Below are 25,255 nucleotides of genomic sequence, written 5' to 3' on the forward strand. Positions count from 1 at the left end.
GATAAGCCACGGTCATCCCCGTAAACACTTTCATTCGTCCGCGTAGCCATAGCCGTCGTTCCCGCGAACGCGGGAACCCATGGACGTTTGCGGGAGGCGCTAAAGGCACTGGATTCCCGCTTTCGCGGGAATGACGGTAGAGGGGTCTGCGTGTGCTGAAGCGGCGTTGCGCCGCGCACGCGATCGTCCTTTGCCGGAACGACGGCGTAGGCCGCCGGCCCTGGCGCTCAGCCGCCGCGCGCCGCGGTCTCGACGATGCGGTAGAGCTTGAGGACGGCCTCCATCTCGGCGTCGCTCATGTCGCCGAAGGTCTTCTTGCGCAGGGCGTTCAACTGGGTCTCCAGCTGCTGGCGGATGGCTTCGCCGGCCTCGGTCAGCCAGAGCTTGTTGGCGCGGCGGTCGCTGACGTCGTTCTCGCGCCGGACCAGGCCGGCGGCGGCCAGCTTGTCCAGGATGCGCACCAGCGAGGGGCCCTCGACGCCGATCAGCTGGGCCAGCTCGATCTGGCGCACGCCGCCGCCGGCACGGCCGATCATCAGCAGGGGCGTGGTCATCGCGTTGGACAGGCCGTGGCCGGCCAGCGCAGCGTCCACCACCTTCTGCCATTGACGGCCGGCCTGCATCAGGCCGGAGGACATGCGGAAACGAAGCGGATCGGAGGCGGCCATCGGGGCGGTGGGGACGCGCGTGGAGTGATGAACATACTATCGATTGCGCGACGCTTGTCACGCCGAATTCACGCTCTTTTTGTCTGGGCGGCGCGGACGGCGATCGAAGCCGACCGCGGGGCGACGGGCGCCATGTGCTGACGCGACCTCGACAAGAGCGCCCACATGCTCCGTCCTCCCCACTGCGGCTCCCCACGATGCCCAACGCTCCAACCCCGAAGTACGCCAGCCCCTCGCGCGTGCGCGAAGGCCGCCCCTTCCCCCGCGGCGCCACCTACGACGGCAAGGGCACCAACTTCGCCTTGTTCAGTGCCAACGCCACCGCCGTGGAGCTGTGCCTGTTCGACGAGGCCGGCAACGAGACCCGCATCGAGCTGCCCGAGTACACCAACGAGATCTGGCACGGCTATCTGCCCGACGTCGGCCCCGGGCAGCGCTACGGCTACCGGGTGCACGGCCCCTACGCGCCGGCCGAGGGCCACCGCTTCAACCCCAACAAGCTGCTGCTGGACCCGTACGCGGTGGAGATCGAGGGCGACCTGATCTGGGCCGACGAGCTCTACGGCTACACCGTCGGGCACCCCGATGGCGACCTGAGCTTCGACGAGCGTGACAGCGCGCCGTTTATGCCCAAGGCCGTGGTGGTGCAGGACGACTACGACTGGGAGGACGACGAGCGGCTGCTCACGCCGTGGAGCCAGACCCTGGTCTACGAGACCCACGTGCGCGGCTACACCAAGCGCCATCCGCAGGTGCCGCAGGACCTGCAGGGCACCTTCGCCGGCCTGGCCCAGGCGCCGGTGCTGGACTACATCAAGTCGCTGGGCGTCAGCGCGGTCGAACTGCTGCCGGTGCACGCCTACCTGGACGACCAGCACCTGTTGGATCGCGACCTGCGCAACTACTGGGGCTACAACACGCTGGGCTTCTTCGCGCTGAAGTCGCGCTACCTGGCCAGCGGCCACCGCGACGAGTTCCGCGACATGGTCAAGGCCATGCACCGCAAGGGCCTGGAGGTGATCCTGGATGTGGTCTACAACCACACCGCCGAAGGCAACGAGATGGGGCCGACGCTGTCGTTCAAGGGCATCGACAACGCCAGCTACTACCGCCTGGCCGACGACCCGCGCTACTACATCAACGACACCGGCACCGGCAACACGCTCAACCTGAGCAACTTCCGCGTGGTGCAGTTCGTCAACGACTCGCTGCGCTACTGGGCGCGCGAGATGCATGTGGACGGCTTCCGCTTCGACTTGGCCACCATCCTGGGGCGCGAGCCCAGCGGCTTCGACCAGCGCGGCGGTTTCCTCGACGCCTGCGGCCAGGACCCGCTGCTGAGCCAGGTCAAGCTGATCGCCGAACCCTGGGACTGCGGGCCGGGCGGTTACCAGGTGGGTCACTTCCCGCCGGGCTGGGCCGAATGGAACGACAAGTTCCGCGACAACGCGCGCGCGTTCTGGCGCGGCGACGAAGGGAAGCTCGCCGAGTTCGCCACGCGCTTCACCGGCTCGGCCGATCTGTTCGACCGACGCGGGCGGCGGCCCTGGTCGTCGGTGAACTTCATCACCGCCCATGACGGCTTCACCCTGCGCGACCTGGTCAGCTACAACGAGAAGCACAACGAGGCCAACGGCGAGAACAACCAGGACGGCTCCAACAACGACGGCTCGTGCAACTACGGCGCGGAAGGGCCGACCGACGATGCGCAGATCAACGCGCTGCGCGAGCGGCAGATGCGCAACCTGCTGGCCACGCTGCTGCTGGCCAAGGGCACGCCGATGCTGCTGGCCGGCGACGAGCGCGCGCAGACCCAGGGTGGCAACAACAACACCTATTGCCAGGACAACGAGATCACCTGGATCAACTGGGACGCCGACCCGACCGAGGGCCGCCTGGCAGACTTCGTGCGCCAGCTCACCGCGCTGCGTCGTCGCTATCCCATCCTGACCCGTGGCCGCTTCCTCAATGGCCAGTACAACGAACAGGCCGGGGTGCGCGACCTGACCTGGCTCAACCCGGGCGGCAGCGAGATGGAGGACGCGCACTGGAGCGATGGTGGCGCGCGGTCGGTGGGCCTGCTGCTGGAAGGCAAGGCGCAGGTGTCCGGCGTGCGCGAGTACGGTCAGGACGCGACGCTGCTGATCCTGATCAACGCGTATCACGAGGGCGTCAATTTCAGGTTGCCCGATTCGGAGACGCATCTGAAGTGGGAGCTGGTGCTGTCCACCGACGATGCGCTCGGCACCGATGTAGTGCCCGAAGGGGCGCAGGATTTCCTTGCACCGCCGCGCAGCATCAGTGTGTTCGAGTGCAAGAGCTGAGGGCTGGGCGCGGACGCTGAGCGATCGGCGTCGCGCGCTTCTTCTGAAGATGCGAGGTGAAGCGTCGCTCGCAAGGGCGGCGCTTCTTGCGTTGTGCGCGCGCTGGGGCGTGGTACGGCCTGGCGCGCGCGTGGCCACCGTGTCGCAGTGCTTTGTCATGCCCGCATGACGAATCGCCGCGGATAAGTTCACGGTCGCTTTTTACGCGAGCCGTGAGGATGGGTCACTGCCGCACGCGCATCGCCGTGCCCCATCGACACATCGACCGCAGGAGTCTCGCCATGCCCGACTATCCCCGCCCGCCGTTCCCGCCGCAGCAGCAGAGCTTCCCGGGCAAGACCAGCAAGATGGATCCCAAGCCCGACATCGGTGAGGACAGCTATGAGGGTCACGGCCTGCTCAAGGGCAAGCGCACCCTGGTGACGGGTGGCGACAGCGGCATCGGTGCGGCCGTGGCGCTGGCCTTCGCGCGCGAGGGCGCCGACGTGGCCATCGCCTACCTGCCCAGCGAGCAGGACGATGCCGATGAGGTCGCCTCGCTGATGGAGCAGGCCGGCGTCAAGGTGCTCAAGGTTGCCTGCGACATCAGCCAGCCGAGCGAAGTCGAGCGTTTGGTCGGCGAGGTGAAGTCCGCCTTCGGCGGCCTCGACGTGCTGGTCAACAACGCGGCCTACCAGAAGTATTTCCAGTCCATCGACGAGGTCACGCTTGAGGAATGGCGCAAGACCTTCGATACCAACGTGCATGGCACGTTCTACCTAACCAAGTGCGCGCTCGAGCTGCTTGGCGAGGGTGCTTCGATCATCAATACGGCTTCGGTCAATTCCAAGGATCCCACGCCCAACATCCTGCCGTACTCGACCACCAAGGGTGCGGTGGCCAACCTCACTTTGGGCCTGGCGCAGTGGCTGGCCGAGCGCAAGATCCGCGTCAACGCGGTGCTGCCGGGACCGATCTGGACACCGTTCATTCCGGCCGGCATGGCCGAGGACAAGGTGAAGAACTTCGGTTCGCAGACGCCGTTCGGTCGTCCGGGTCAGCCGGCGGAACTGGCTTCGACCTACGTCATGCTGGCCAGCGACAGCTCCAGCTACACCTCGGGTGCGTTGATCACCATCGCCGGAGCGCAGGCGGTGCTGTAAGGCGCAGCGCCTCACCCGTAGAGCGGAGCTTGCTCCCCTGCTCTTCGCTTGGTTGGTGGGAAGCCCCAGCCGAGCATGCCCAGCTGCTTCTGGTTCGTGGGGAAGGCCTCAGCGGAGCAAGCTCCGCTCTACAGGTGGGCGCCGCCGTCGTGGCTTTTTCAGCCAATGGCGGCAATTAAGCGCTATCGGTAATGCCAGCGGGGTTGGTTTATTCGCTCTCGTCATGCTGGCCCGCGACAGGTCCAGCTGTGTCTCGGGTGCGTTGATCACCATCGCCGGGGCGCAGGCGGTGCTGTAAGGCGCAACGTCCCACCTGTAGAGCGGAGCTTGCTCCGCTGCTCTTCGCTTCGGTTCGTGGGAAGCCTCCAGCTGAGCAAGCTCAGCTGCTTCCGGTTCGTGGGGAAGGCCTCAGCGGAGCAAGCTCCGCTCTACAGGTGGGCGCCGCCGTTGTGACCTTTTCGGCCAATGGCGGCAATGAAGCGCTATCGGCATTGCGTGAGCGGGGTTGGCTTATTCGCTTTCGCCCTGCGCGCCGGCCGACAGCGAACGATCGTGCAGCGGGCAGCCGGACTTGCGGGCGCGGAAGTCCTGTGAGGCCTGGTAGGCGCGCTTGCGGATGCGCATGATGTCGCCCAGCGGGCGGTGGTCCTGCACGCCGTGCCAGGGACTGAAGCCCATCTGATCGTCGACCAGGCGGGCCCTGTCCTGGCTCCAGCCGACCTGTGGCGATGCGGTCAGGCGCGCCACCGTGCGGAACGGGCTCTCCTCTTCGTCCCAGACCACGGTGGCATCGTCGATGGGCAGGCGCTCCAGATCGGTGGACAGCTGCGCGCGCAGTTCCCACACGCCGCCCTGCGAGGCGAAGTGCGCACTGACCGCATCACGCAGTGCATTGGCCTGCTTGAGGTCGATCCGTTCGTCCTGGTGTGCCAGCAGCGCCGGATCCACCGGGACCAGCTGCAGCTTGGCCACGTGCGCGCCGTAGCGCAGCGGCAGCTGAGTGAAGAAGGTCTCGCCCAGGATGTGGTGCGGCGGCTCGCCGCCCATCGCCTTGAGCTTGGCGCTCTGGCCGCCGACCGCTTCGAGCGCGCGTTCGGTGCCACGCAGCAGGGCGGAAAGCACCTGCTTGGTGCGCTCGGCGCGGTCGGTGGTCGGCGCCAGCAGCTTTAGGCTGCGCAGGAAGGCCTTGGCGTTGGGCGCGTTGAACTGCGGGCCGTTGACCATGAGCAGGTCCTGGCAGTGCGCCGCTTCGCTGCCTTCCAGGCGCTCGCCCGGGACATCGAGGAACTTCAGCGCCAGCCCGCGCGGTGTGGATACGCGGTCGGGCAGCAGGTCGCCCGGCGTGGTGGAGAAGCGCATCACCGCCTCGTAGCGACCGGGCTGCGCGAACAGGCCCTGGGCCAGTTCCGGTGGCAGGCCGGGCAGCACCTCCAGCGTGGCGGCGAGCAGGCCGTGGCTCTTGGCGTGCACGCTGCGCAGCGCGTGGTGGCTGTCCTCCCAGGTCTGCTGCGAGATGCGCAGCAGGACCTCGCTCATCTCCTCGGCCAGCGCGGCCTCGTCCGGATGGGGGAGGGCCATCTGCGGTGAGTAGGCGGCATAGCGGCGGGCGTCTGACATGGCGGGGCGGTCCTGTGGCCGGCGAGGCGAGCGAGATCGCGCGAGCCTTGCCCGGGTGCGGTAAATGCGCTGCGAAGCAAGTGGCGGGCAGACCTCACCCGGCGTTACGCGAGCGCGGGGCTTTGGCGCGGGTAGAGACCCGCCGGATCTCCAACCGACTGCTTGTCGAACCGAACAGCACGGGACGCTGCCCCAGACCTGGCCTTCGTCGCGATCCAAATCCTCGTCGCTCCCGCGCACGCGGGAGCCCATGGACGTTGCGCCACCGGACCGAACGTCCATGGATCCCCGCGTTCGCGGGGATGACGTGCCGAGGTTGGCTGAGGCCGTTTCCTCGGCCGCGCGATGTACACGCCGTGCGAAGCCAACCTGCACACGCCCCACACCAGGCGGACGCAATGCTCGCGCTCCACCTCAACCGCCCCGGCCAGGCCATGCCCCAGCTCCAGCTGTTCTTCCTCCACGCGCTCGGCGCCAGTGCGGGCGAATGGGAGCGGGTGATCGCGCGGCTGGGCGACCGGGCCGATTGCATCGCGCTGGATATCCCCGGCTTCGGCGGCACGTCCGCGGGCGAATGCACCGATGTGCCGGCGCTGGTGGACTGGTTCTGCGCCACCGTGGCCGTGCGTGCGCCCTCGCGCTGGTGCGTGGTCGGCCACAGCATGGGCGGCAAGATCGCCACGCTCGCCGCCGCGCGCGCGCGGGAGGGCGCCCCGGGCCTGGCCGGCCTGTGCGGGGTGGTGCTGGTCGCCGCCTCGCCGCCGTCGCCCGAGCCGATGGAGGAGCAGCGCCGCCAACAGATGCTGGACTGGTTCGCCGGTGGCGCGCCCACGCCCGCGCAAGCCGCGCAGTTCGTCGACGACAACAGCGCGCGCCGTTTGGACGAGGCACCGCGCGAGCGGGCCATCGCCGATGTGCGGCGCAGCGATCCGCGCGCCTGGCGCGCCTGGCTTGAACAGGGCAGCAAGGAAGATGCCTCTGCCCAGGCAGGCCGGATCGCATTGCCGGCGCTGCTCCTGGCCGGCGCCGAGGACGGCGACCTGGACGCCGATGCGCAGCGGCGCCTGAACCTGCCGCACTACCCGGAGGCGGGCGAGGTCGTCGCCATCGCCGATGCCGCGCATCTGATCCCCTACGAACAGCCCGATGCGCTGGCCGCACACATCGACGCGTTGCTGCAGTGGGCGGAAGCCAGCGCCTTGCCGCCCGCGTTCATCGACCTGCTCAACCTGCCGCGCGTGCAGCCGCGCATGCGCGCCACGCTGCTGGCGCGCCATCGCGGCCCGCCGCGCGATGCGCCGCGCGTGCTGTCCGACGCGCAGCGCGCGGTGCTGGCCGCCGTGGTGGCCAGCGTGCTGGCGTTGGACGACGCGGCGCAGGCGGCCGACCTGGCCCGCCGCCTGGACGTGGGCCTGGCCACCCAGACCGGCGATGGCTGGCGCTTCGCCGATCTGCCGGCCGATGCGCAGGCCTGGCCGCTCGGGCTGGATGCGCTCGACGCGATGACCGGCGGCTGGTGCGCGCGCGATCCGCTGGCGCAGGAGGCGTGGCTGACCCGCATTGCGCGCGGTGACGCGCAGCCCGGCCCGCAGAACGCGCTGGATGGCGCACAGCTGGCGCGCTGGTTCGAGGACGTGCGCGCCGAGATCGCGCGCACCTGGGCCAGCCTGCCGGCGACGATGGCGGCGATGGGCTACGACGGCTTCGCCACCGGCAGCGCGCCAGGCGAGGGCGAAGGCTATGTCCTGGCCGGCGCCGACCAGCGCGAGCCCTGGCAGCGGCTGCCGGACCCGCGCGAATGACGGCGGCGCGGACGGACCGCGTCGAAGCGGTGATCGTGGGCAGCGGCGCCGGCGGTGCGCCGCTGGCTGCGCGCCTGGCGCAGGCGGGTGTCTCGGTGCTGGTGTTGGAAGCGGGTGCGGCGTTCGCGCCCACCGATCATCTGCCCGACGAGCTGACCACCGACCTGTACTGGATGGAGGAACGGCTGAGCGGCGGCGCCACGCCGACGGCCTTCGGGGCCAACAACTCCGGCCAGGGCGTGGGCGGCTCGACCCTCCACTGGGGCGCGTTCTGCCCGCGTCCGGATGCGGCCGAGCTGCGCCTGCGCCGCAGCAGCGGCCAGGGCTGGGACTGGCCGATCGCGCACGCCGAGCTGATCGACTACATCGCCCGGGTCGAGGCCTTCATCGGCGTGTCCGGCCCCTCGCCCTATCCCTGGGACCCGGCGCGCGCCTATGCGTACGCGCCGCCGCTGCGCAACGCGCCGGCGCAAGCCATGGCGCGCGGCTGCGCGGCGCTGGGCATCACCGCCACCGACAGCCCCGCCGCGCTGGTCACCGCCGCGCACGCGCAGCCGCACTGGGGCACGCGGCGCGCCTGCACCAACTGCGGCGGCTGCCATCAGGGCTGCATCTACGCCTCCAAGGCCGCCACCGACACCAGCTGGCTGCCGCTGGCGCGCGCGCACGGCGCGCAGGTGCGCGCCGACTGCCGCGTGGTCGATGTGCATCGCGACGCGCGTGGTCGCGTCGCCGGTGTGGTCTATCGCCATGACGGGCGCGAAGTGAGCGTGGGCTGCGACGCGCTGTTCCTGTGCGCCGGCGGCGTGGAGACCCCGCGCCTGCTGCTCAACCTGGGGCTGGCCAACTCCAGCGGCCAGGTCGGGCGCAACTTCATGGCGCACGTGGCCACCCAGGTGTGGGGCAGGTTCGACGCGGACATGCGCATGAACCGCGGCTACCCCTCGTCCCTGATCAGCGAGGACATGCGCGCGCCGGCCGATGCCGACTTCGCCGGCGGCTATCTGATCCAGAGCCTCGGCGTGCAGCCGCTGACCCTGGCCAACACGCTGGCGCGCGGCGCCGGGCTGTGGGGCCGTGCGCTGACTTCGCGGCTGCGCGACTACAACCAGCTGGCCGGCGTCGGCATCAACGGCGACTGCCTGCCGGCGCAGGGCAATCGCCTGACGCTGTCCGACGAGGTGGACGCCTTCGGCCTGCGCAAGGCGCGCGTCGACTTCAGCTACGGCCCCAACGAACGCGCGCTCGATGCCCATGCCCGGCGCACGCTCACCGCCATCTGGGAGGCCGCCGGCGCGCGCGACATCCTCGCCGCCGACCGTTCGGCGCACACGCTGGGCACCTGCCGCATGGGCAGCGATCCCGAGCACGCCGTGGTCGATACCGACGGCCGCAGCTTCGACATCGACAACCTCTACGTCTGCGACAACTCCACCTTCCCCAGCGCGCTGGCGGCCAACCCGGCCCTGACCCAGATGGCGCTGGGCCTGCGCACGGCCGAGCGCTTCCTGGCGGCCTGACCTACCCCCTATCCACCACGAGGAGCACAGCATGGATCTCGAAATCAACGGCCGCATCGCCCTGATCAGCGGCGCCGACTCCGGCATGGGCAAGGAGACCGCGCGCCTGCTGCTTCAGGCCGGCGTGCGGGTGGCCATCACCGATCGCGCCGACGGCACCCTGCCGCAGGCGCTGGAAGAGCTCTCGCCGCTGGGCGAGGTCATTGCCGTGCCTGGCGACGTCACCCAGGCGCAGGACGTCGAGGACATCTGGCAGCAGGTGCGCGCGCGGCTGGGCGAGCCGGACATCTACGTCAACGCCGCCGGCGTGACCGGCGCCACCGGCGACTTCCTCGAGGTGGACGATGCCGGCTGGCTGCAGACCCTGGACATCAATCTGATGGGCGCGGTGCGCATGTGCCGCCAGGCGATCCCGGCGATGCGCAAGCGCGGCTGGGGCCGCATCGTGCTGTTCGCCTCCGAGGACGCCGTGCAGCCCTATGTGGACGAACTGCCGTACTGCGCCTCCAAGGCCGGCATCCTCAGCCTGGCCAAGGGCCTGTCCAAGGCCTATGGGTGCGACAACGTGCTGGTCAATACGGTCTCGCCGGCGTTCATCGCCACGCCCATGACCGACGCGATGATGAAGAAGCGCGCCAAGGAGAAGGGCGTGAGCTTCGAGGAGGCCATAGCCAGCTTCCTGGACGAGGAGCGCCCCGGCATGGTGCTCAAGCGCCGCGGCCGCGCCGAGGAAGTGGCCGCGGCGGTGGCCTTCCTGTGCTCCGAGCGCGCCAGCTTCATCAACGGCGCCGGACTGCGCGTGGATTCGGGCTCGGTGTTCACCATCGCGGGTTGAGCGCGCGCGGAGGTACGCGGTCGACTTTTATCCCCCTCCAATCTCAAGCCGTCATCCCCGCGAACGCGGGGATCCATGGACGTCCGGCCGGGTCGCGCAATGTCCATGGACTCCCGCTTCCGCGGGAGCGACGAGCGTTTGAATGTCGGAGAGGGAAGCTGCGTCGCCCACACAGATCATTGATCCGTCATCCCCGCGAACGCGGGGATCCATGGACGTCCGGTCCGTTCGCGCAACGTCCATGGGCTCCCGCTTCCGCGGGAGCGACGAGCGTTTGGATGTCGGAGAGGGAGGCTGCGTCGCCCACACAGATCATTGATCCGTCATCCCCGCGAACGCGGGGATCATGGACGTCCGGTCCGTTCGCGCAACGTCCATGGACTCCCGCTTTCGCGGGAGTGACGAGCGTTTGGATGTCGGAGAGGGACGCTGCGTCGCCCGCGAAGCACTTGAATTCGTCATCCCCGTGAACGCGGGGATCCAGGGACTTTCTGTCCGATCGCGCGAAGTCGCTGGACTCCCGCGTTCGCGGGAGTGACGGTGGGTTGGATGACGAGGCGCGGTTAGATGGCCGCTGGGGGTTGGAGCGCCAAGCCGTGGATCGCGGGTTGCATCGCACCCGAAAACCAAGCACATGCGGCACATCCCACCCCCTCATCCCCTGCCTTCAATCTCCGCCAGCGTCGACAGCGCCATGACATGCGCCAGATGGCTCAACCCCTGCGGCGTGTTGCCCAGCAAGGCGCCGGTGCCCGGGTCGATCATCTCGCTCATCACCCCATTGCATGGCGTCAGCGCCTGGCCCAGGCGTTCCAGCCGGCGCCGCGCCTCCTGCGGATCGCCCAGGCGCGCGTAGCTCTCCGCGATCCAGAACGAGCACGCCAGGAAGCAGCCTTCCTCCTGATCCATGCCGCTGTAGCGATAGTGGAAATCGCCGGCGCCCAGCTCCCGGTCCAGCGCCGCCATCGTCAGCTTCAACCGCTCCGGTCCGTCGAAGCCGAAGCGCGCCGCCAGCGCGATGGCCGCGTCCAGCTTGTCGCTGCCCGGGTACATCGCGAAGGCCTGCAGGTCCTCGGACCAGCAGTGCGTCTCGATCCAGTCCTTGATGCGATCGCGCTCGCGGCCCCAGCGGTCGCGGCAGGTGGTCGGCAACTGGCCCTGGTCGGCCAGTTCGACCGCGCGCGCCAGCGCCTGCCAGCAGCTGACCTTGGACATGGTGTAGTCCTGCAGCTCCTGCAGCTCCCACATCCCTGAATCGGGCAGGCGCCAGCGGTCGGCGCATTCGTCGGCGATGTGCGAGAGCAGCTCGGCGCTGGCCGGGTCCAGGATGTTGCCGCAGTCGACGAAGCAGTACGCGGTCTCGAAGATGTCGCCGTAGATGCCGTGCTGGTGCTGGGCGCCGGCCAGGTTGCCTCTCACCACCGGCTGGCTGCCGCGATAGCCCGGTGCGCGCAGTTCCGACACGTCCGGCACCAGGGCGCCGTCCAGGGTGAAGACCACGCGCGAGCCATGCCGGCGCAGCTGGCGCAGCAGCCAGGTGAAGGCGGCCTTGGACTCGGCCTCCAGCCCCGCCGCCAGGAAGGCCTGGATGGTGTAGCCCGCGTCGCGGATCCAGGCGTAGCGATAGTCGTAGTTCTTGTGCCCGCCGATGCGCTCGGGCAGCGAGGTCGTGGCGGCCGCGGCGATCGCGCCGGAGGGCGAGTACAGCAGCAGCTTCAGCGCCAGGGCGCTGCGCACGAAGGCCTCGCGCTGGTCGCCGTTGAAGGACACGTTGCGCGCCCAGTCGCGCCACTCGCGGTCGGTCAGGTCGATGCGGCCGTCGATCTCCTCGATGGTCGGGGCCACCAGCGGCTCCTCCTCGCCGACCACCAGTGCCACGGTGATGCGCTCGCCGGCGCTCACCTCCACCATGCCGCAGGCGCCGGCGTCGGACCAGGCGATGTCGAGGCGGTCGTGGTGGATCATCAGTCCCAGCAGCCGCTCGACATGGAAGACGGTGTGCGGGCCGATGCGCGAGTGGTACGGGTTGGCGTTGCGCGCGCGCATGCCCAGCTTCATCTCCAGCCCGAAGCGCACCTGCCCGCGCAAGCCGTCGATGCGCCGGGCCAGCTCGGACCAGGGCAGGCGGCCGGCGTTGCCGCTGTTGAGCGACTCGGTCAGCGTCGCCTCGCCGGTGTCGGTGGTGAAGGTGGTCACCAGCACGTTGCTGTCCGGCAGGTAGCGGCGCCGGGCGGTGAACGCGCCCTCCGGCGCCAGGGTGAAGTGGCCGCCCTCCGGGCCGTCGAGCAGCCGGTCGAACAGCGGCGGGCTGTCCATGTTCGGCGCGCACCACCAGTCCAGGCCGCCATCGAGCCCGCTCAGCGCCACCGAGCGGCCCTCCCCCAGCGCGCCGTAATGCGCGATCGGCAGCACCCCCTCCACGCGCTGCGGCGCGCTGGCGCCGGTCTGGGCCCCGCGCGCGTCAGCCGACATGGCGCGGGCCGGTGCGGGAGGTGCGCGGGCACCGGGCAGGGGAGGGCGTCATGCCGGCATCTTTTCGTTGGGCGGGTGGGCCCTGGACGTTAGGGGCGCCGCTGCCCAGGCCGGGTGAAGGTGGCCGGGCAACACGGCGTTGCGCCGCGCGCGCGGGCGCGGCGCCGGCCGGTCCGGTACGATGCCCGCCCCCTTTGGTGGTGCAGCAGAAGGCTGTTCCGATGAGCGAATCCGACAACACCCGCGGCGGCGTCAGCCGCGACCAGGCCGAGGATGCCGTGCGCACCCTGCTGCGCTGGGCCGGCGAGGACCCGCAGCGCGAAGGCCTGCTGGACACGCCCAAGCGCGTAGCCAAGGCCTATGGCGACTGGTTCAGCGGCTACCAGCGCGACCCGCACGAGTACCTGGCGCGCACCTTCGAGGAAGTGGCCGGCTACGACGAGCTGATCGTGCTGCGCGACATTGAGTACGAAAGCCATTGCGAGCACCACATGGCGCCGATCATCGGCAAGGTCCATGTCGGCTACCTGCCCGACGGCAAGGTGGTGGGCATCAGCAAGCTGGCGCGCGTGGTCGATGCCTACGCCCGGCGCTTCCAGGTGCAGGAGAAGATGACCGCGCAGATCGCCCAGTGCATCCAGGACGTGTTGCAGCCGCGCGGCGTGGGCGTGGTGGTCGAGGGCGCGCACGAGTGCATGACCACCCGCGGCGTGCACAAGCGCGGGGTCAGCATGGTCACCTCCAAGATGCTGGGCGCCTTCCGCGAGGACGCGCGCACCCGCGCCGAGTTCCTGCGCTTCATCGAGGTCGGCGGCAAGCGCTGACCGGATCGTCAGCGCCGCATCGGCGCCGCGCTGGCTAGGATCGCGCTGGAGCCCCCACCGCCCAGGCAATCGCCATGACCCAGGTCGAGACCGCGCGCTACAGCCGGCGCGCCCGCATCTTCCACTGGACGACCTTCGCCCTGGTCGTCGCCGCCTACGTGACCATCAACCTGCGCAAGGCCTTCGAGCGCGGCAGCGACGCGCGCATGCTGGTGGTCGAGTCGCATTTCCTCATCGGCATCGCGGTGCTGCTGGTGGTGCTGCCGCGGCTGGCGGCGCGGCTGGGCGAGCGCGCGCCGCCGATCGTGCCGCCGCTGCCACGCTGGATGCAGCGCGCCGGCGATGCCACGCATGTGCTGCTCTATGCCTTCCTGATCGTGCAGCCGCTGCTGGGCATCGTCGCGCGCCTGGCCACGGGCCGGGGCATCGGCCTGCCGTTCACCGACTGGGCGATCCCGTCCTTCTTCGGCACCCACGAGCACCTGGCGCACACCCTGGAATCGGCCCATGTCTGGCTGGGCGAGGCGTTCTACTGGGTGATCGGCCTGCACATCCTGGCGGCCCTGTTCCACCTGCTGGTGCGGCGGGACAACGCCCTGCAACGCATGACCTGATCGGGTGTGTATACTGCGCGCCCCCGAAAGGCGCTCAGTGCGGCTGACGGGGTCTCCTTGGGGAGTAGCCAGCGTCCGCCCAACAGCGCACGCGTAGCCGTCAACACACTTGGCCTGTACCGGCCATGGCGGATGCAACCACACCGGTTGGCGAGACCAGCGAGCAGTCCAGCACGGCTGATGGCCGGCGTGTTGGGCGGTTCGTGTCGTCCGCATTCCCGGCCTGGTGTTCCAACCCCCATGAACCCGATTTCCATCCTCCTGCTCGGTCTGGCCATGTCCACCGATGCGTTCGCCGCCGCCCTGGGCAAGGGCGCGGCCATGGCCAAGCCCACGCTCGCCCAGGCGCTGCGCGTCGGCCTGATCTTCGGCGTGGTCGAAGCCATCACCCCGGTGATCGGCTGGCTGATCGGCTCGGCCGCCTCCAAGTACGTGGAGCGCTTCGACCACTGGATTGCCTTCGTCCTGCTCGGCGCGCTGGGCCTGCACATGATCTGGAAGGCGCTGCACGAAGACGACGAGGATGCCGCCGAGGCCGGCGAGAACCGCCACGGCAATATCGTCACCCTGGCCCTGACCGGCCTGGCCACCAGCATCGATGCGATGGCCGTGGGCGTGGGCCTGGCCTTCGTGCAGGTGCCGATCTACCTGGTGGCCGGCGTGATCGGCCTGTGCACCTTCACCATGGTCACCATCGGCGTGCTGGCCGGGCGCGCGCTGGGCGCGGTGATCGGCCGCCGCGCCGAGCTGGTCGGCGGCGTGATCCTGATCCTGGTCGGCGCGGCGATCCTCTACGAACACCTCAGCGGCGCGGCCGGTGGCTAAGCCGGCACCGAAGGCGTGCCCCTGCGACAGCGGCGCGCCCTACGCGCGCTGCTGCGGCCCGCTGCACGGCGGCGCGCCGGCAGCGGATGCCGCGGCGCTGATGCGTTCGCGCTACAGCGCCTATGTGCTGGGCGAGGCCGACTACCTGCGCGCCAGCTGGCATCCGTCCACGCGTCCGGCGCAGCTGTCGCTGGCCGACGCGCCCGGCCAGCGCACCGTCTGGCTGGGGCTGAAGGTGGAATCGCAGACCGTCACCGGCGCCGACACCGCCGAGGTGGTGTTCACCGCGCGGCTGCGCGTGGGCGGCGGCTCGGCCCAGCGCATGCACGAACGCAGCCGCTTCGTGCGCGAAGGCGGTCACTGGTTCTACGTGGACGGCGACGTCGGCTGAAAGCGGCGCGGCGCGCGCGCACGAAGTGGCGGTCAAGACCAGCCGCGCGCGATGCAGCGTTGCAGTGCTGCGGTGGGTTTCTCGCGCAACGGGTCTAGCATCTGTCGCATGACGTTGCGCCTTAGTGCGCGCGCTTTCTTCGACACTTCGCCAAGGAGACTCCCCCATGTCCCAAGCCCACGGCTATGCCGCGACTTCCGCCGATGCGCCGCTGGCGCCGTTCGTGTTCGAACGTCGCACCCCCGGTCCGCACGATGTGCAGATGGACATCCTGTACTGCGGCATCTGCCATTCGGACCTGCACACCGCCCGTAACGAGTGGCAGAACACGATCTTTCCCTCGGTGCCGGGCCACGAGATCGTCGGCCGTGTCACCGCCGTCGGCAGTGAGGTCAAGGGCTTCAAGGTCGGCGACCTGGCCGGCGTCGGCTGCATGGTGGACAGCTGCCGCACCTGCCCTTCCTGCGCGGCGGGTGAGGAACAGTACTGCGACAACGGCTTCACCGGCACCTACAACGGCCCGCTGTTCGGCGGCGGCGAGAACACCTACGGTGGTTACTCGGACCATGTCGTGGTCGACGAGCGCTACGTGCTGCGCGTGACCCACGGCACCGACAACCTGGCCGCGGTCGCGCCGCTGCTGTGCGCCGGCATCACCGTGTACTCGCCCATGGCGCACTGGCAAGTCGGTCCGGGCCAGTCGGTGGGCGTGGTCGGTCTGGGCGGCCTGGGGCACATGGCGGTCAAGATCGCCAAGGCGCTGGGGGCGCACGTGGTGTTGTTCACCACCTCGGAGAGCAAGCGCGAGGACGGCAAGCGCCTGGGCGCCGACGAGGTGGTGATCTCCAAGGATCCCGAGCAGATGGCCGCGCAGGCCGGCAAGCTGGATTTCATCCTCAACACCGTGGCCGCCTCGCACAACCTGGATCCGTTCCTCAATGCGCTCAAGCGCGACGGCGCCATGGTGCTGGTCGGCGCACCGGAACATCCGCATCCGACGCCGACGGTGTTCAACCTGATCATGCGCCGCCGGACCATCGCCGGCTCGCTGATCGGCGGCATCGCCCAGACCCAGGAGATGCTGGATTTCTGCGCCAAGCACGGCATCGTGTCGGACATCGAGATGATCGAGCCCCGGCAGATCAACGAGGCCTACGAGCGCATGCTCAAGGGCGATGTGAAGTACCGCTTCGTGATGGATCTGGCCAAGCTGGACAAGGCCGCCTAAGGCCTCATACGACAGGCGGCGAAGCGACGGGCGGCTACACTGGCCGCCCGTCTTCATGGGCGATGTCATGACCCACACGCTGACCGAGACCACGCTGCACGGCCTGCCCGTGCTGCGGATCGAAACGCCGCTGTGCACCGCGCAACTCTCGCTCTACGGCGGCCAGCTGCTGTCGTTCGTGCCCGCCGGCGGCGCCGATGTGCTGTGGCTGTCGCCGCTGGCGCAGGGCGCGCCCAAGGCGATCCGCGGCGGCGTGCCGGTGTGCTGGCCCTACTTCGCCCGCGAGCATCAGCCGGCCGACGCGATCCAGCATGGCTTCGCGCGGATCAGCGCGTGGACGCTGGCCGAGGCGCGCGAGGACGGCGACGGCAACGTGCACCTGACGCTGGACCTGCCGGCGCACGCCTCCACACCGCTGCGCCTGAAGCAGACGCTGGTGCTGGGCGCGGGACTGCAGCAGGCGCTGACCACGCACAACCCTTCCGCGGAGGCGGTCGCCTTCACCGATGCGCTGCACAGCTACTTCCACGTCGGCGACGTGCGCCAGGTCCGGCTGAGCGGACTGGACGGGCTGGAGTACGACGACAAGTTCACCGGGCGGACCTACCCCCAGTCCGGTGACTGGACCCTGTCCGACCCGCGCGATCCCGGCCGCAGCGACCGCATCTACCACGATGCCGGCGGGCACTACGTGCTGCACGATCCGGTGCTGTCCCGGCAGCTGCGCATCAGCACCACGGGCAGTCGCTCGGTGGTGGTGTGGAACCCCGGCCAGGCCGGGGCGCAGACCATGGCCGACGTGCCCGATGACGCGTGGCCGGCCTTCGTCTGCGTCGAGGCCGCCAACGCCGGGCGCGACGTCATCAAGCTCGCCCCCGGCGGAAGCCACACCCTCGGCCAGGCCGTGGAAGTGCTGCCCGCTTAGTCGGCGTCCGCCTCATGCAGGCCGCGCGCCCGAAGATGCGCGGCCTGGCGTTATGGAACAGCCGCCGTGGCGCAGGCCCGCCGCGCGCCGCACGCAGGCGCGACCAGGCTCAGCCGTCGACCCGCACCCATCGACACCGGCACGCCGGCCGCCGCGTCCGGCGACGGCAGCGCGCGCGGGATCCATTGGTGCGTGCCGGCCAGATCGGCCGCGCCGCTGGCTTCGCAGCCGACCTCGCCGAACCGCTGGCGCAGCAGGGCGACGCGTCCGCGTCCGGCCAGCGGCTCGGCCGCACCCAGCCCGGCATCGGTCGTCAGCGCGCAGACCAGGCTGTCGCTGGACGCACGGCTCGCCGCGGGTGACGTGCTGATCTGCGAGGGCGCGCGCACGTCCGCCTGGGGCCGGCAGCCGCACAGGCCGACGGCGATCAGCAGGCTGCCCAGAATGGCCCCTGCCTCTTTCCACTCCCTCATCCGAGCCTCCCGGCGGTCCACACTTCGGACCGCACAGCTGGAAGAACCTCGATTGCGTCGGGAACCGGCCATCGGCGGCCGGCGGCCCTCACAGCCTGGGATAGGCGAAGCGCCCCAGCTGCACCAGCTTGGCCAGCGCCGCCTGGCGCTCCATGCCCTCCAGGCCGTTGGTCAGGAACACCAGTGTCTGCCCGTCCCGGGCGATGGACAGCACCGCGATATCGGCCAGCACGCCGCGCTCGAGATCGCGCGGCTCGACCACGGCGGTGGCGTAGTGGCCCAGGCCCGGGGGCGAGACCAGGCGGACGCTGGCGCGCGCGCCGGGCTTGCTCGCGTCGATGAAACCGGTCACCAGGTCGCTGACCTCATCCTGCGGCGTATGGCCCTTGGAAGGCCACTGCTGTACCAGCAGGCGGCCGAAGTCGCCGTTCCACTCGCAGGCCTTGATGCCGAAGGTCTGATGGTGCTCGGGCGTGGCGGTGGAGGTGCCGCTGAAGACGGTCTCCAGCTCGTCCGCGGTGATCAGGTCGCACACCGTTTCGGCCTTGGCCGCGGCCACCGGCGCCGTGGACGGCGGCGCAGCGACGGGCGCGGCGGCAGGCGGCGGCGGACGCGAGCACGCCGCCAGGACCAGGGCCAGCGCGAAGGACGACGAACGCAGGGCATGCATCAGGGCAGGAGACACGCGGACCTCCGGCGTGGCGCCGGGCGGGGGAATCCCGGCTTGTCCCTGTGCTAACACTAAAAGCGGCCAATTCAGGACACCTGTCACGTTTTCGGCCCGTGGCACAGCCCGAGGTGGGGACGCAGGCACCGTCACCGGTTCTGTACATCTGCCGCGTTTGCCTGCCGACGTTGCAGCGCTGCAACGGACACGCCGCGGCGCGCACCTACACTGAACCACCGTCTCTGCGGCGTTCGATCAGATGGAAGACAGCGTGCGTTCCCCGTCCGGGGCGAGGGAACCGCAGGGCACGATGCGCGCCAAGGAGCGCATCGACATCGTCGATGCCGACGGCCGGGTGCGCCTGACCAGCGCGGCGCATCCCGATCCCCAGCCCGGCGATCTCTGGCTGGCGCGCTGGGACCAGGCGCAGCGCGCTCAGCTGCGACAGGCGCTGGACGCAGCCTGGGCCGGGGAGCCGGAACGCGGCGTCGCACCGCAGGCCCAGACCGCGGACGGCGAAGCGGACGGCTGGGAGATCCACATGGCCCCGCTGCGCGATGTCCACGGCGCGATCGACGCGGTGGTCGCGATCAGTCGCCGGATCAGCGAGGAGCGCCCCGACCAGGCTGCGGCGTACGCCCACGACGCCCTTCCATACGCGGGCACGCTTCTGCAGGCCGCAGCGGCGGCCGCCGAGGATGGCGTACAGCGCGAGCCCGACCCGCACAGGGCCGACCATCGGCTGCTGCGCGCCCGCGACGACATGGCCCTGGGCGTGCGCCGCGAACAGGCGCTGCAGGACCAGCTCGACCTGGCCACCGTGGCCCGCGACAGCGCCGAGCAGATCAGCCGCCAGGCGCAGAAAAGCGCGGCCATGGGCCAGCTGGTGGCCGGCATCGCGCACGACTTCAACAACATGCTCCAGATCGTGCAGACCACGCTGGACATGATGGCGCTGCAGGCCGCGGCCGATCCGCGCCAGGCGCGCCTGCTGGCCCGGTCGCAGGAGGCCGTCGGTCACGCGGTGGACCTGGCCCGGCGTCTGCTGGCGTTCGGACGCGAGCACCCCTATCGCGCCGAAGCCCTGGACCTGGCGCAGGTGGTGACCGACATGCTGCCGCTGATCGCGCACGGCCTGGGCGCGCGCATGGCGATGGCCCTGGCGCCGACCGAGGTGGCGCTGCCGATCCGCTCGGACCGGCATTCGATCGAGCAGGCGCTGATGAACCTGTGCGTCAACGCGCGCGACGCCTGCCAGGGGCACGGCCGCATCGACGTCGCGCTGGGCCTCGAAGACGTCGCCGCCGGGCAGGACGGCACGCTGCGTCGCGCCGGCGGCCGCTATGCCTACGTGGAGGTGCGCGACGACGGCTGCGGCATGGACGCGGCCACCCGCGCGCGCATCTTCGACCCCTTCTTCACCACCAAGCCCGAAGGCATGGGCACCGGGCTGGGCCTGGCCCAGGTGTCCGGGCTGATGCGCCAGTCCGAAGGCTTCGCCACGGTGTGGTCCGAGCCGGGCCAGGGCGCCTGCGTGCGGCTGTACTTCCCCGCGCTGCAGGCGTGAGTCTCGATGCGCTGCGACCACACGTCCGGGTATGGCGCCGCTGACCGCGCTGGTAGGCTTGGCGCGATGCCCTCCCACCCTCGTCCGACCCCGCATGCCCGCTGACGCCGCCCTTGCCCCCGTTCCCCTGGCGCGCGCGCTGCGTGAGGCGACCGCCCAGGCCCACGCCGCGGTCGAGGCGTTGCCGCACATGCACGCGCTCGCGCACGGCGCGCTGCCTTCCGATCAGTACGTGCGGGTGCTGCAACAGCATCTGGCCCTGGTCGAACCCTGGGAGCGCACGCATGCGGCCTGGCTGCAGACGCTGGCTGCGCAGGGCTGGCATTACCGTGCGCGCGGGCCGGCGCTGCGCGCCGACCTGGCCACGCTCGGCGTCGCCGCGCCCGCGGCCGCGCCGTTGACCGGGGCGGAGCCGGCGGCCGCGGCCTGGGGCCAGCTGTATGTGATCGAAGGCTCGCTGCTGGGCGGGCGCCTGATCGCGCGCGCCTTCCGCGCCGCCCAGCCGGCGCTGTCCGCCGCGCTGGCCTACTTCGACCTGGGCAGCGAGGCGCCCGGCGCCTGGCGCCAGTTCCAGGCCTGCCTGGAGGCGGCGCTGCCCTCCGCCGCGCAGCGCCAGGCCGCCATCGGCGGCGCGCAGTCGATGTTCGCCCGTTTCCATCAGCAGCTCGCCGCCGGGGTGGCCGCATGAGCCTGTCGCTGGACACCGTGGACATGGATGCCTGCGCGCGCGAGCCGATCCATATCCCCGGCTCGGTCCAGCCCTACGGCGCGCTGCTCGTCATCGAGCCTGCCAGCGGGCAGGTGCTGCAGGCCAGCGGCACCGCCGCCGACCTGCTGGGCGTGCCGCATGCGCAGCTGATCGGCCAGCGCTGGGACGCGCTGCTGACGCTGGAGGCGCGCACGCTGCCGGCGGCCGATGCGGTACGCGAGCCCCTGCACCTGGCGCACGAAGCCGTCGGCTTCCCCCAGCGCGCCGATGCGCCGTCGGAGGTCTACGTGGCGGCCTGGCATCTGGCGCCCAGCCAGTGGCTGGTGGAGATCGAGCCGCGCGACTCGCAGGCCTCCGATGTCGGCGTGCGCGACGTGCTGCCAGTGCTGCGTCTGGTCGAGCGCGACCGCCACATCCATGAGGCCAGCCTGCGCGTGGCGCGCGAGATCCACGCCCAGCTCGGCTACGACCGGGTGATGGTCTACCGCTTCGATAACGACTGGAACGGCGACATCATCGCCGAGGCCCGGCGCCCCGAGCTCGAGGCCTACCTGGGCTTGCACTACCCGGCCACCGACATCCCGGCGCAGGCGCGCGCGCTGTACCTGCGCAATCGCGTGCGCCAGATCGCGCACGTGGGCTACCGCCCCTCGCCGATCGAGCCGCCGCTGGACCCGCGCGATCACGCGCCTGTGGATCTGAGCGACGTCAGCATCCGCAGCGTCTCGCCGGTGCACCTGGAATATCTGGGCAACATGGGCGTGAGCGCCACGCTGGTGACCTCCATCGTGGTCAACGACGTGCTGTGGGGGCTGATCGCCTGCCATCACTACGCGCCGCTGTTCGCCAGCCACGCCATGCGCGATGTCGCCGATGCGCTGACCCGCGGCCTGGCCGCGCGCATCGGCGCGCTGCAGGCGGTCGAGCGAGCGCGCACCGAGGCCGTGCTGCTGACCGTGCGCGAGAAGCTGATCACCGCCTTCAACAATGCCGACACGCTCTCCACCGAGATGCTGACCGAGCTGGCGCCGGAACTGATGGACGTGGTCGATGCCGACGGCGTGGCGATCTACAACGGCGATGAGGTGATCGGCTACGGCACGCTGCCGTCGGTCGAGGATCTGGTGCGCATCCGCCAGCAGATCGAAGCGCGCGACGACGAGGTCCTGCGCGAGGGCGTGGTCGGCGCGCTGCACGTGGACGCCATCGGCAGCGCCTTCCCGGAACTGGCCGACCTGGCGCCGCTGGCGGCCGGCCTGATCTTCGTGCCGCTGATGCCGCAGGCGCGCAGCGCGCTGCTGTGGACCCGCCGCGAGCAGATCGAGACGATCAACTGGGCCGGCAACCCGGAGCTGGCCAAGCTGGTGGACATCCCCAACTCGCGCCTGTCGCCGCGCAAGAGTTTCGATCTGTGGCAGCAGACCGTGCGCGGCCAGGCGCGGCCGTGGTCGCTGCTGCATCTGGAATCGGCGCGCAGCCTGCGCGTGCTGATCGAGCTGATGGAGCGCAAACGCGTGCAGCAGGACTTCAGCCTGCTGGAAGCCTCGCTGGCGCGCCTGCGCCAGGGCGTGGCGATCATTGAGCGCGGGCCGACCGGGATCGGCCGGGTGCTGTTCGCCAACGACGCCTTCGCCCACCTGGCCGACGAGGACGCCAGCGGCATGATCGGCCGCGACATGCGCGCCCTGCTCGACCCCTCGGTGTCCGAGGCGCAGCTGCAGGCGCTCAAGCAGGGCCTGCACGCGCGCGAGCCCAGCAATGCGGTGCTGCCGCTGCGCGTGGCCAACGCCGACCCGGTGCTGCAGCAGTTCGACTTCGAGCCCCTGCCGGCCACGCGGGGTCAGGTCAGCCACTGGCTGCTGCAGCTGCGCGACCCGGACTGATCCCGGGCGTGAAGCGGCGCCGGCGGCTGGCCTCAGCGCCTGACCTTGATCTTGACCGGCCTGACCTTGGCCACCGACGACTTGCCGATGGATAGACGCGCCGCAACCGAGGCATCGAGCGCCTGGCGCGCACGCTCGGACAGGATCGCCATCTGCGGCTTGGCGCTGCCATTGTCGTTCGGCTGCACGCTGAACATGTAGTCGCCCCACCACGCACCGCCGGCCCAGTAGGTCCAGCCCAGCCAGACCTCGGCGTTGTCCTGTATGTAGCCCAGCATGCCGTCCAGCGCGGCCAGGCAGGTGGCGTTGGCGGCGGCGCCGAACTCGCCCAGGAAGCCGCGCTTGCCGTTGGCGCGCAGCCAGTCGGTGAAGGCCGTGAGCTTCTCGGCGCCGATGGTGGGGCTCACGCAGGTGGGCGAGGTGCCCGAGGAATCGCTGTCCAGATACTGGTGGACTTCGTAGGCCAGGTTGCCGGCCGGGTCGCGCACGCCGACCAGCGCATCGGCGTTGGACACGCCGCCGCCGGCCTCGGCACTGGTCCAGCTGTGCGCGCCGGTCCAGGCCACGCCCGGCACCAGGATGAGGTTGTTCGCTCCGGTGGCGCGGATGGCGTCGATGGCCGTCTGCGCCGCGCGCGCCCAGCGGGTCGCCTCGAGGCCCACCGGCTCGTTCATCAGGCCGAAGATCACCGTCTCATCGTTGCCGAAGGCCAGCGCGAGCCGCCGCCAGAGATCGGCGAAGGCCGAATCGGGCACCGCCTGCGAGCCGATCGCCTGGTCGTTGAACGCCGCGTAGTTGTGCGGATCCAGGATCAACACCTGGCCATGGTCGCGCGCGCGGGTGACGGCGGTGCGCAGCTGCGCCAGCTGGGCGCTATCCAACGCGCCGCCGAGCGCCGGCTGCAGGCGCTCCCACAAAAACGGCAGGCGGATGACGTTCATGCCGCGATCGGCGAAGTAGCCGAAGTCGCCGTCGGAAGGGTAGGTGTAGTCCTGGAACAGCACGCCGGGCTTCTTGTCCGAGGCGAACTCGGCGCCAGCCAGGTTGACGCCCACGTACGCGAGCGCGCGGGTCTGCGCGGTGGCGAGCGCCGGCAGGCAGGCCAGCACGACGGCCAGGGCGAAACGCATCAGGACTGGGAAGGCGATCGGGCGCATGGCGATGGCTCTGGTGTCGGTCACCGTCGGAGCGGACGCGGGCGACGGCAAACGGGCGAAGGAGCGGCGAGCACGAGGCAGGCCGATGGCGGCGTTGCGAAGAGGGCGAACTCGGCGGCGACCACGATCCTGCGCAGACGCTAAAGGCGCTCGATGCTGCGATCGTGCCGCGTCCTCACCGATGCGCTCGGTGGTTGGTCCCTGGGCTCGGGAGCCGAGCGCACGCACCCAGCATAGGCGCAAGCCGGATGCCGGATTCGATGGATCCTCGGGTCGTGTCGCGTTCTGGAACACGCCGCATGCTTCGTTCCGGACCGATCGCGCAAGCCGCGCGTGGCCTTGCGTTGTGCGCTATCCAGCTCGCGCCGTGGCCGTGCCTCCCGGCCGCGTGCGCCAACGCCGGACCGCCGCCTACACGGCGGCGATTCCGGCTGGGTGGCGCCGGGTCAGTCGTGCGCGGGCTTGCCGGTGACCTGCCCGGCGTACTTGCGCAGCGTCGGCAGCTGCGGCTTGGCGCTGCCATCGCGATTGGGCTGCACGTTGAACGGATAGCTCGGTGCCCACCACGCCCCGGCCGCCCAGTAGCTCCAGCCCAGCCACTGCTGCGGATGGGCCTGGATGTAGGCCAGCATCGCGTCCAGCGCCGGGATGCATTCCGCGCTGGCGCCGAACTCGCCCAGAAAGCCGACCTTCTTGTTGGCCTCCAGCCAGCGCGTGAAGCCCTCCAGCCGGCGCGCGCCGATCTGCGGATCGTCGCCGCACTCGGGCTTGGTGCCGGAGGAATCGCGGTCCAGATACTGATGCGCCTCGAAGGCCAGGCGGTTGGCCGGATCCTTCAAACTGGCCAGCGCATCGCCGTTGGAGACGCCGCGCCCGGCCGAGGCGCTGGTCCAGCTGTGCGCGCCGCTCCAGGCCGTGCCCGGCACCAGGATCAGGTTCTTCGCGCCGGTGCCGCGGATCGCATCGATCGCCGCCTGCGCGGCGGCGGCCCAGTCGTTGGCGCTGATGTCGTGCGGCTCGTTCATCAGCCCGAACAGCACCTTGTCGCTGTTGGCGAAGGCCGGCTCGCTTGCCAGCCGCCGCCACAGGTCGGCGAAGGCCGCGACCGGCACGGCGGCGCTGCCGATCGTCTGGCCGTTGTAGCCGCCGTAGTTGTGCACATCCAGCAGCAGGGTGATGCCGTGCTTGCTCGCGGTCTGCGCGGTCTTGCGCAGCAGGTCCAGCTGGGCGCGGTCGAACTCGCCGTTCAACGTCGGCTGCAGGCGTTCCCACAGGAACGGCAGCCGCACCACGTTCATGCCCTGCGCGGCGAAGTAGGCGAAGTCCGATTCGGACGGATAGGTGTAGTCCTTGTACAGCGTGCCGGGCTTCTTGCTGGACTGGAATTCGGCACCGGCCAGGTTGACGCCGGCATAGCGCAGGGCCTGTTCGGCGTGGGCCAGGGGGGCGAAGGCCAGGGCGGTCGCCAGCAGCAGGCCGGCGGGGCGATAGCGGATCGGGCGCATGGGACGTCTCCGGATCAGGCGCCGCCGGCCGTCGGCGGTTCCGCGCGGGCGCGGAGCACGACAGGCCACGATGCGAAAGACTCACGGCTGCGAGCAGCCATCGGCGG

General features: G+C 70.4%; 21 protein-coding genes. 14 read left to right on the forward strand and 7 right to left on the reverse strand.

All coding sequences use genetic code 11. The features are described 5' to 3' along the window. Nucleotides 1-227: 227 nt before the first annotated feature. Nucleotides 228-668 carry a MarR family winged helix-turn-helix transcriptional regulator gene (locus EAT51_RS04465; protein ID WP_130520578.1) on the reverse strand — a complete coding sequence of 147 codons (441 nt, stop codon included), beginning with the start codon at nt 666-668 and terminating at the stop codon, nt 228-230. A gap of 197 nt (nt 669-865) precedes the next feature. Between EAT51_RS04465 and glgX the strand changes: the two genes are divergently transcribed. Both glgX and EAT51_RS04475 read left to right on the forward strand, forming a co-directional pair. Continuing rightward, nucleotides 866-2,992 (forward strand): glycogen debranching protein GlgX, encoded by a 2,127-nt coding sequence (gene glgX / locus EAT51_RS04470; RefSeq protein WP_130520580.1) that lies wholly within the window; start codon nt 866-868, stop codon nt 2,990-2,992. A 281-nt stretch (nt 2,993-3,273) separates the two neighbouring features. Continuing rightward, on the forward strand, nt 3,274-4,134 hold the full coding sequence (locus EAT51_RS04475; RefSeq protein WP_228257813.1) for an SDR family oxidoreductase: 861 nt from the start codon (nt 3,274-3,276) through the stop codon (nt 4,132-4,134). 510 nt (nt 4,135-4,644) lie between these two features. Here EAT51_RS04475 and EAT51_RS04480 read toward each other — a convergent pair. Further along, nucleotides 4,645-5,751, reverse strand: coding sequence for a catalase family protein (locus EAT51_RS04480; RefSeq protein ID WP_205953450.1), 1,107 nt, complete (start codon nt 5,749-5,751; stop codon nt 4,645-4,647). A gap of 434 nt (nt 5,752-6,185) precedes the next feature. On the opposite strand from EAT51_RS04480, the gene EAT51_RS04485 reads away from it, so the two are divergent. Genes EAT51_RS04485 through EAT51_RS04495 form a run of 3 tightly spaced genes read left to right on the forward strand, consistent with a single transcriptional unit; the run spans nt 6,186 to nt 9,908 of the window. Beyond that, complete coding sequence (locus EAT51_RS04485) at nt 6,186-7,553, forward strand: alpha/beta fold hydrolase (protein WP_130516102.1); 1,368 nt, start codon at nt 6,186-6,188, stop codon at nt 7,551-7,553. Continuing rightward, the gene (locus EAT51_RS04490) at nt 7,550-9,073 is read left to right on the forward strand and encodes a GMC family oxidoreductase (protein WP_130561359.1); all 1,524 of its coding nucleotides are present in this window, start codon (nt 7,550-7,552) and stop codon (nt 9,071-9,073) included. The genes EAT51_RS04485 and EAT51_RS04490 overlap by 4 nt, the downstream gene beginning before the upstream one ends. A 31-nt stretch (nt 9,074-9,104) precedes the next feature. Continuing rightward, nucleotides 9,105-9,908: an SDR family NAD(P)-dependent oxidoreductase gene (locus EAT51_RS04495; RefSeq protein ID WP_130514531.1), complete on the forward strand. Its 804-nt coding sequence runs from the start codon at nt 9,105-9,107 to the stop codon at nt 9,906-9,908. Between the two features lie 654 nt (nt 9,909-10,562). Here EAT51_RS04495 and EAT51_RS04500 read toward each other — a convergent pair. Continuing rightward, nucleotides 10,563-12,380: a glycoside hydrolase family 15 protein gene (locus EAT51_RS04500; RefSeq protein WP_130514532.1), complete on the reverse strand. Its 1,818-nt coding sequence runs from the start codon at nt 12,378-12,380 to the stop codon at nt 10,563-10,565. A 221-nt stretch (nt 12,381-12,601) separates the two neighbouring features. On the opposite strand from EAT51_RS04500, the gene folE reads away from it, so the two are divergent. The 6 genes from folE to EAT51_RS04530 all read left to right on the forward strand — a co-directional run bounded on the left by folE (nt 12,602) and on the right by EAT51_RS04530 (nt 17,187). Continuing rightward, nucleotides 12,602-13,204 (forward strand): GTP cyclohydrolase I FolE, encoded by a 603-nt coding sequence (folE, locus tag EAT51_RS04505; RefSeq protein ID WP_130514534.1) that lies wholly within the window; start codon nt 12,602-12,604, stop codon nt 13,202-13,204. 74 nt (nt 13,205-13,278) lie between these two features. Beyond that, nucleotides 13,279-13,818, forward strand: a complete 540-nt coding sequence (locus EAT51_RS04510) for a cytochrome b (RefSeq protein WP_130514536.1) — start codon at nt 13,279-13,281, stop codon at nt 13,816-13,818. Between the two features lie 240 nt (nt 13,819-14,058). Continuing rightward, nucleotides 14,059-14,643, forward strand: a complete 585-nt coding sequence (locus EAT51_RS04515) for a manganese efflux pump MntP (RefSeq protein WP_130514538.1) — start codon at nt 14,059-14,061, stop codon at nt 14,641-14,643. After that, nucleotides 14,636-15,034, forward strand: a complete 399-nt coding sequence (locus EAT51_RS04520; RefSeq protein ID WP_130514540.1) for a YchJ family protein — start codon at nt 14,636-14,638, stop codon at nt 15,032-15,034. Before EAT51_RS04515 ends, EAT51_RS04520 begins: the two co-directional genes overlap by 8 nt. A 166-nt stretch (nt 15,035-15,200) precedes the next feature. After that, a complete protein-coding gene (locus EAT51_RS04525) occupies nt 15,201-16,262 on the forward strand; it encodes an NAD(P)-dependent alcohol dehydrogenase (RefSeq protein WP_130514542.1) in 1,062 nt (353 codons plus the stop codon). A gap of 67 nt (nt 16,263-16,329) precedes the next feature. Then, a complete protein-coding gene (locus EAT51_RS04530; protein WP_130514544.1) occupies nt 16,330-17,187 on the forward strand; it encodes a D-hexose-6-phosphate mutarotase in 858 nt (285 codons plus the stop codon). Between the two features lie 50 nt (nt 17,188-17,237). Here the strand turns inward: EAT51_RS04530 and EAT51_RS04535 are convergent, their stop codons facing one another. Then, nucleotides 17,238-17,660 carry a hypothetical protein gene (locus tag EAT51_RS04535; protein ID WP_130514546.1) on the reverse strand — a complete coding sequence of 141 codons (423 nt, stop codon included), beginning with the start codon at nt 17,658-17,660 and terminating at the stop codon, nt 17,238-17,240. A gap of 88 nt (nt 17,661-17,748) precedes the next feature. After that, nucleotides 17,749-18,345 (reverse strand): hypothetical protein, encoded by a 597-nt coding sequence (locus EAT51_RS04540; RefSeq protein WP_130514548.1) that lies wholly within the window; start codon nt 18,343-18,345, stop codon nt 17,749-17,751. A gap of 253 nt (nt 18,346-18,598) precedes the next feature. Here EAT51_RS04540 and EAT51_RS04545 point away from each other — a divergent pair, with 253 nt between their 5' ends. The 3 genes from EAT51_RS04545 (at nt 18,599) to bphP (ending at nt 22,486) form a co-directional block, all read left to right on the forward strand. After that, nucleotides 18,599-19,894, forward strand: coding sequence for a sensor histidine kinase (locus tag EAT51_RS04545; protein WP_165421904.1), 1,296 nt, complete (start codon nt 18,599-18,601; stop codon nt 19,892-19,894). A gap of 94 nt (nt 19,895-19,988) precedes the next feature. After that, a complete protein-coding gene (locus tag EAT51_RS04550; RefSeq protein ID WP_130561360.1) occupies nt 19,989-20,582 on the forward strand; it encodes a biliverdin-producing heme oxygenase in 594 nt (197 codons plus the stop codon). Continuing rightward, nucleotides 20,579-22,486 (forward strand): bacteriophytochrome BphP, encoded by a 1,908-nt coding sequence (bphP, locus tag EAT51_RS04555; protein ID WP_130561361.1) that lies wholly within the window; start codon nt 20,579-20,581, stop codon nt 22,484-22,486. Before EAT51_RS04550 ends, bphP begins: the two co-directional genes overlap by 4 nt. A gap of 32 nt (nt 22,487-22,518) precedes the next feature. Here bphP and EAT51_RS04560 read toward each other — a convergent pair whose 3' ends face one another. Together EAT51_RS04560 and EAT51_RS04565 are read right to left on the reverse strand one after the other, a co-directional pair. Then, complete coding sequence (locus EAT51_RS04560) at nt 22,519-23,643, reverse strand: glycoside hydrolase family 5 protein (protein WP_130561419.1); 1,125 nt, start codon at nt 23,641-23,643, stop codon at nt 22,519-22,521. A 446-nt stretch (nt 23,644-24,089) separates the two neighbouring features. After that, complete coding sequence (locus EAT51_RS04565; protein ID WP_130561362.1) at nt 24,090-25,148, reverse strand: glycoside hydrolase family 5 protein; 1,059 nt, start codon at nt 25,146-25,148, stop codon at nt 24,090-24,092. Nucleotides 25,149-25,255 lie beyond the last annotated feature (107 nt).

Origin of the sequence: Pseudoxanthomonas winnipegensis (assembly GCF_004283755.1) — a bacterium.
GTDB lineage: Bacteria > Pseudomonadota > Gammaproteobacteria > Xanthomonadales > Xanthomonadaceae > Pseudoxanthomonas_A > Pseudoxanthomonas_A winnipegensis.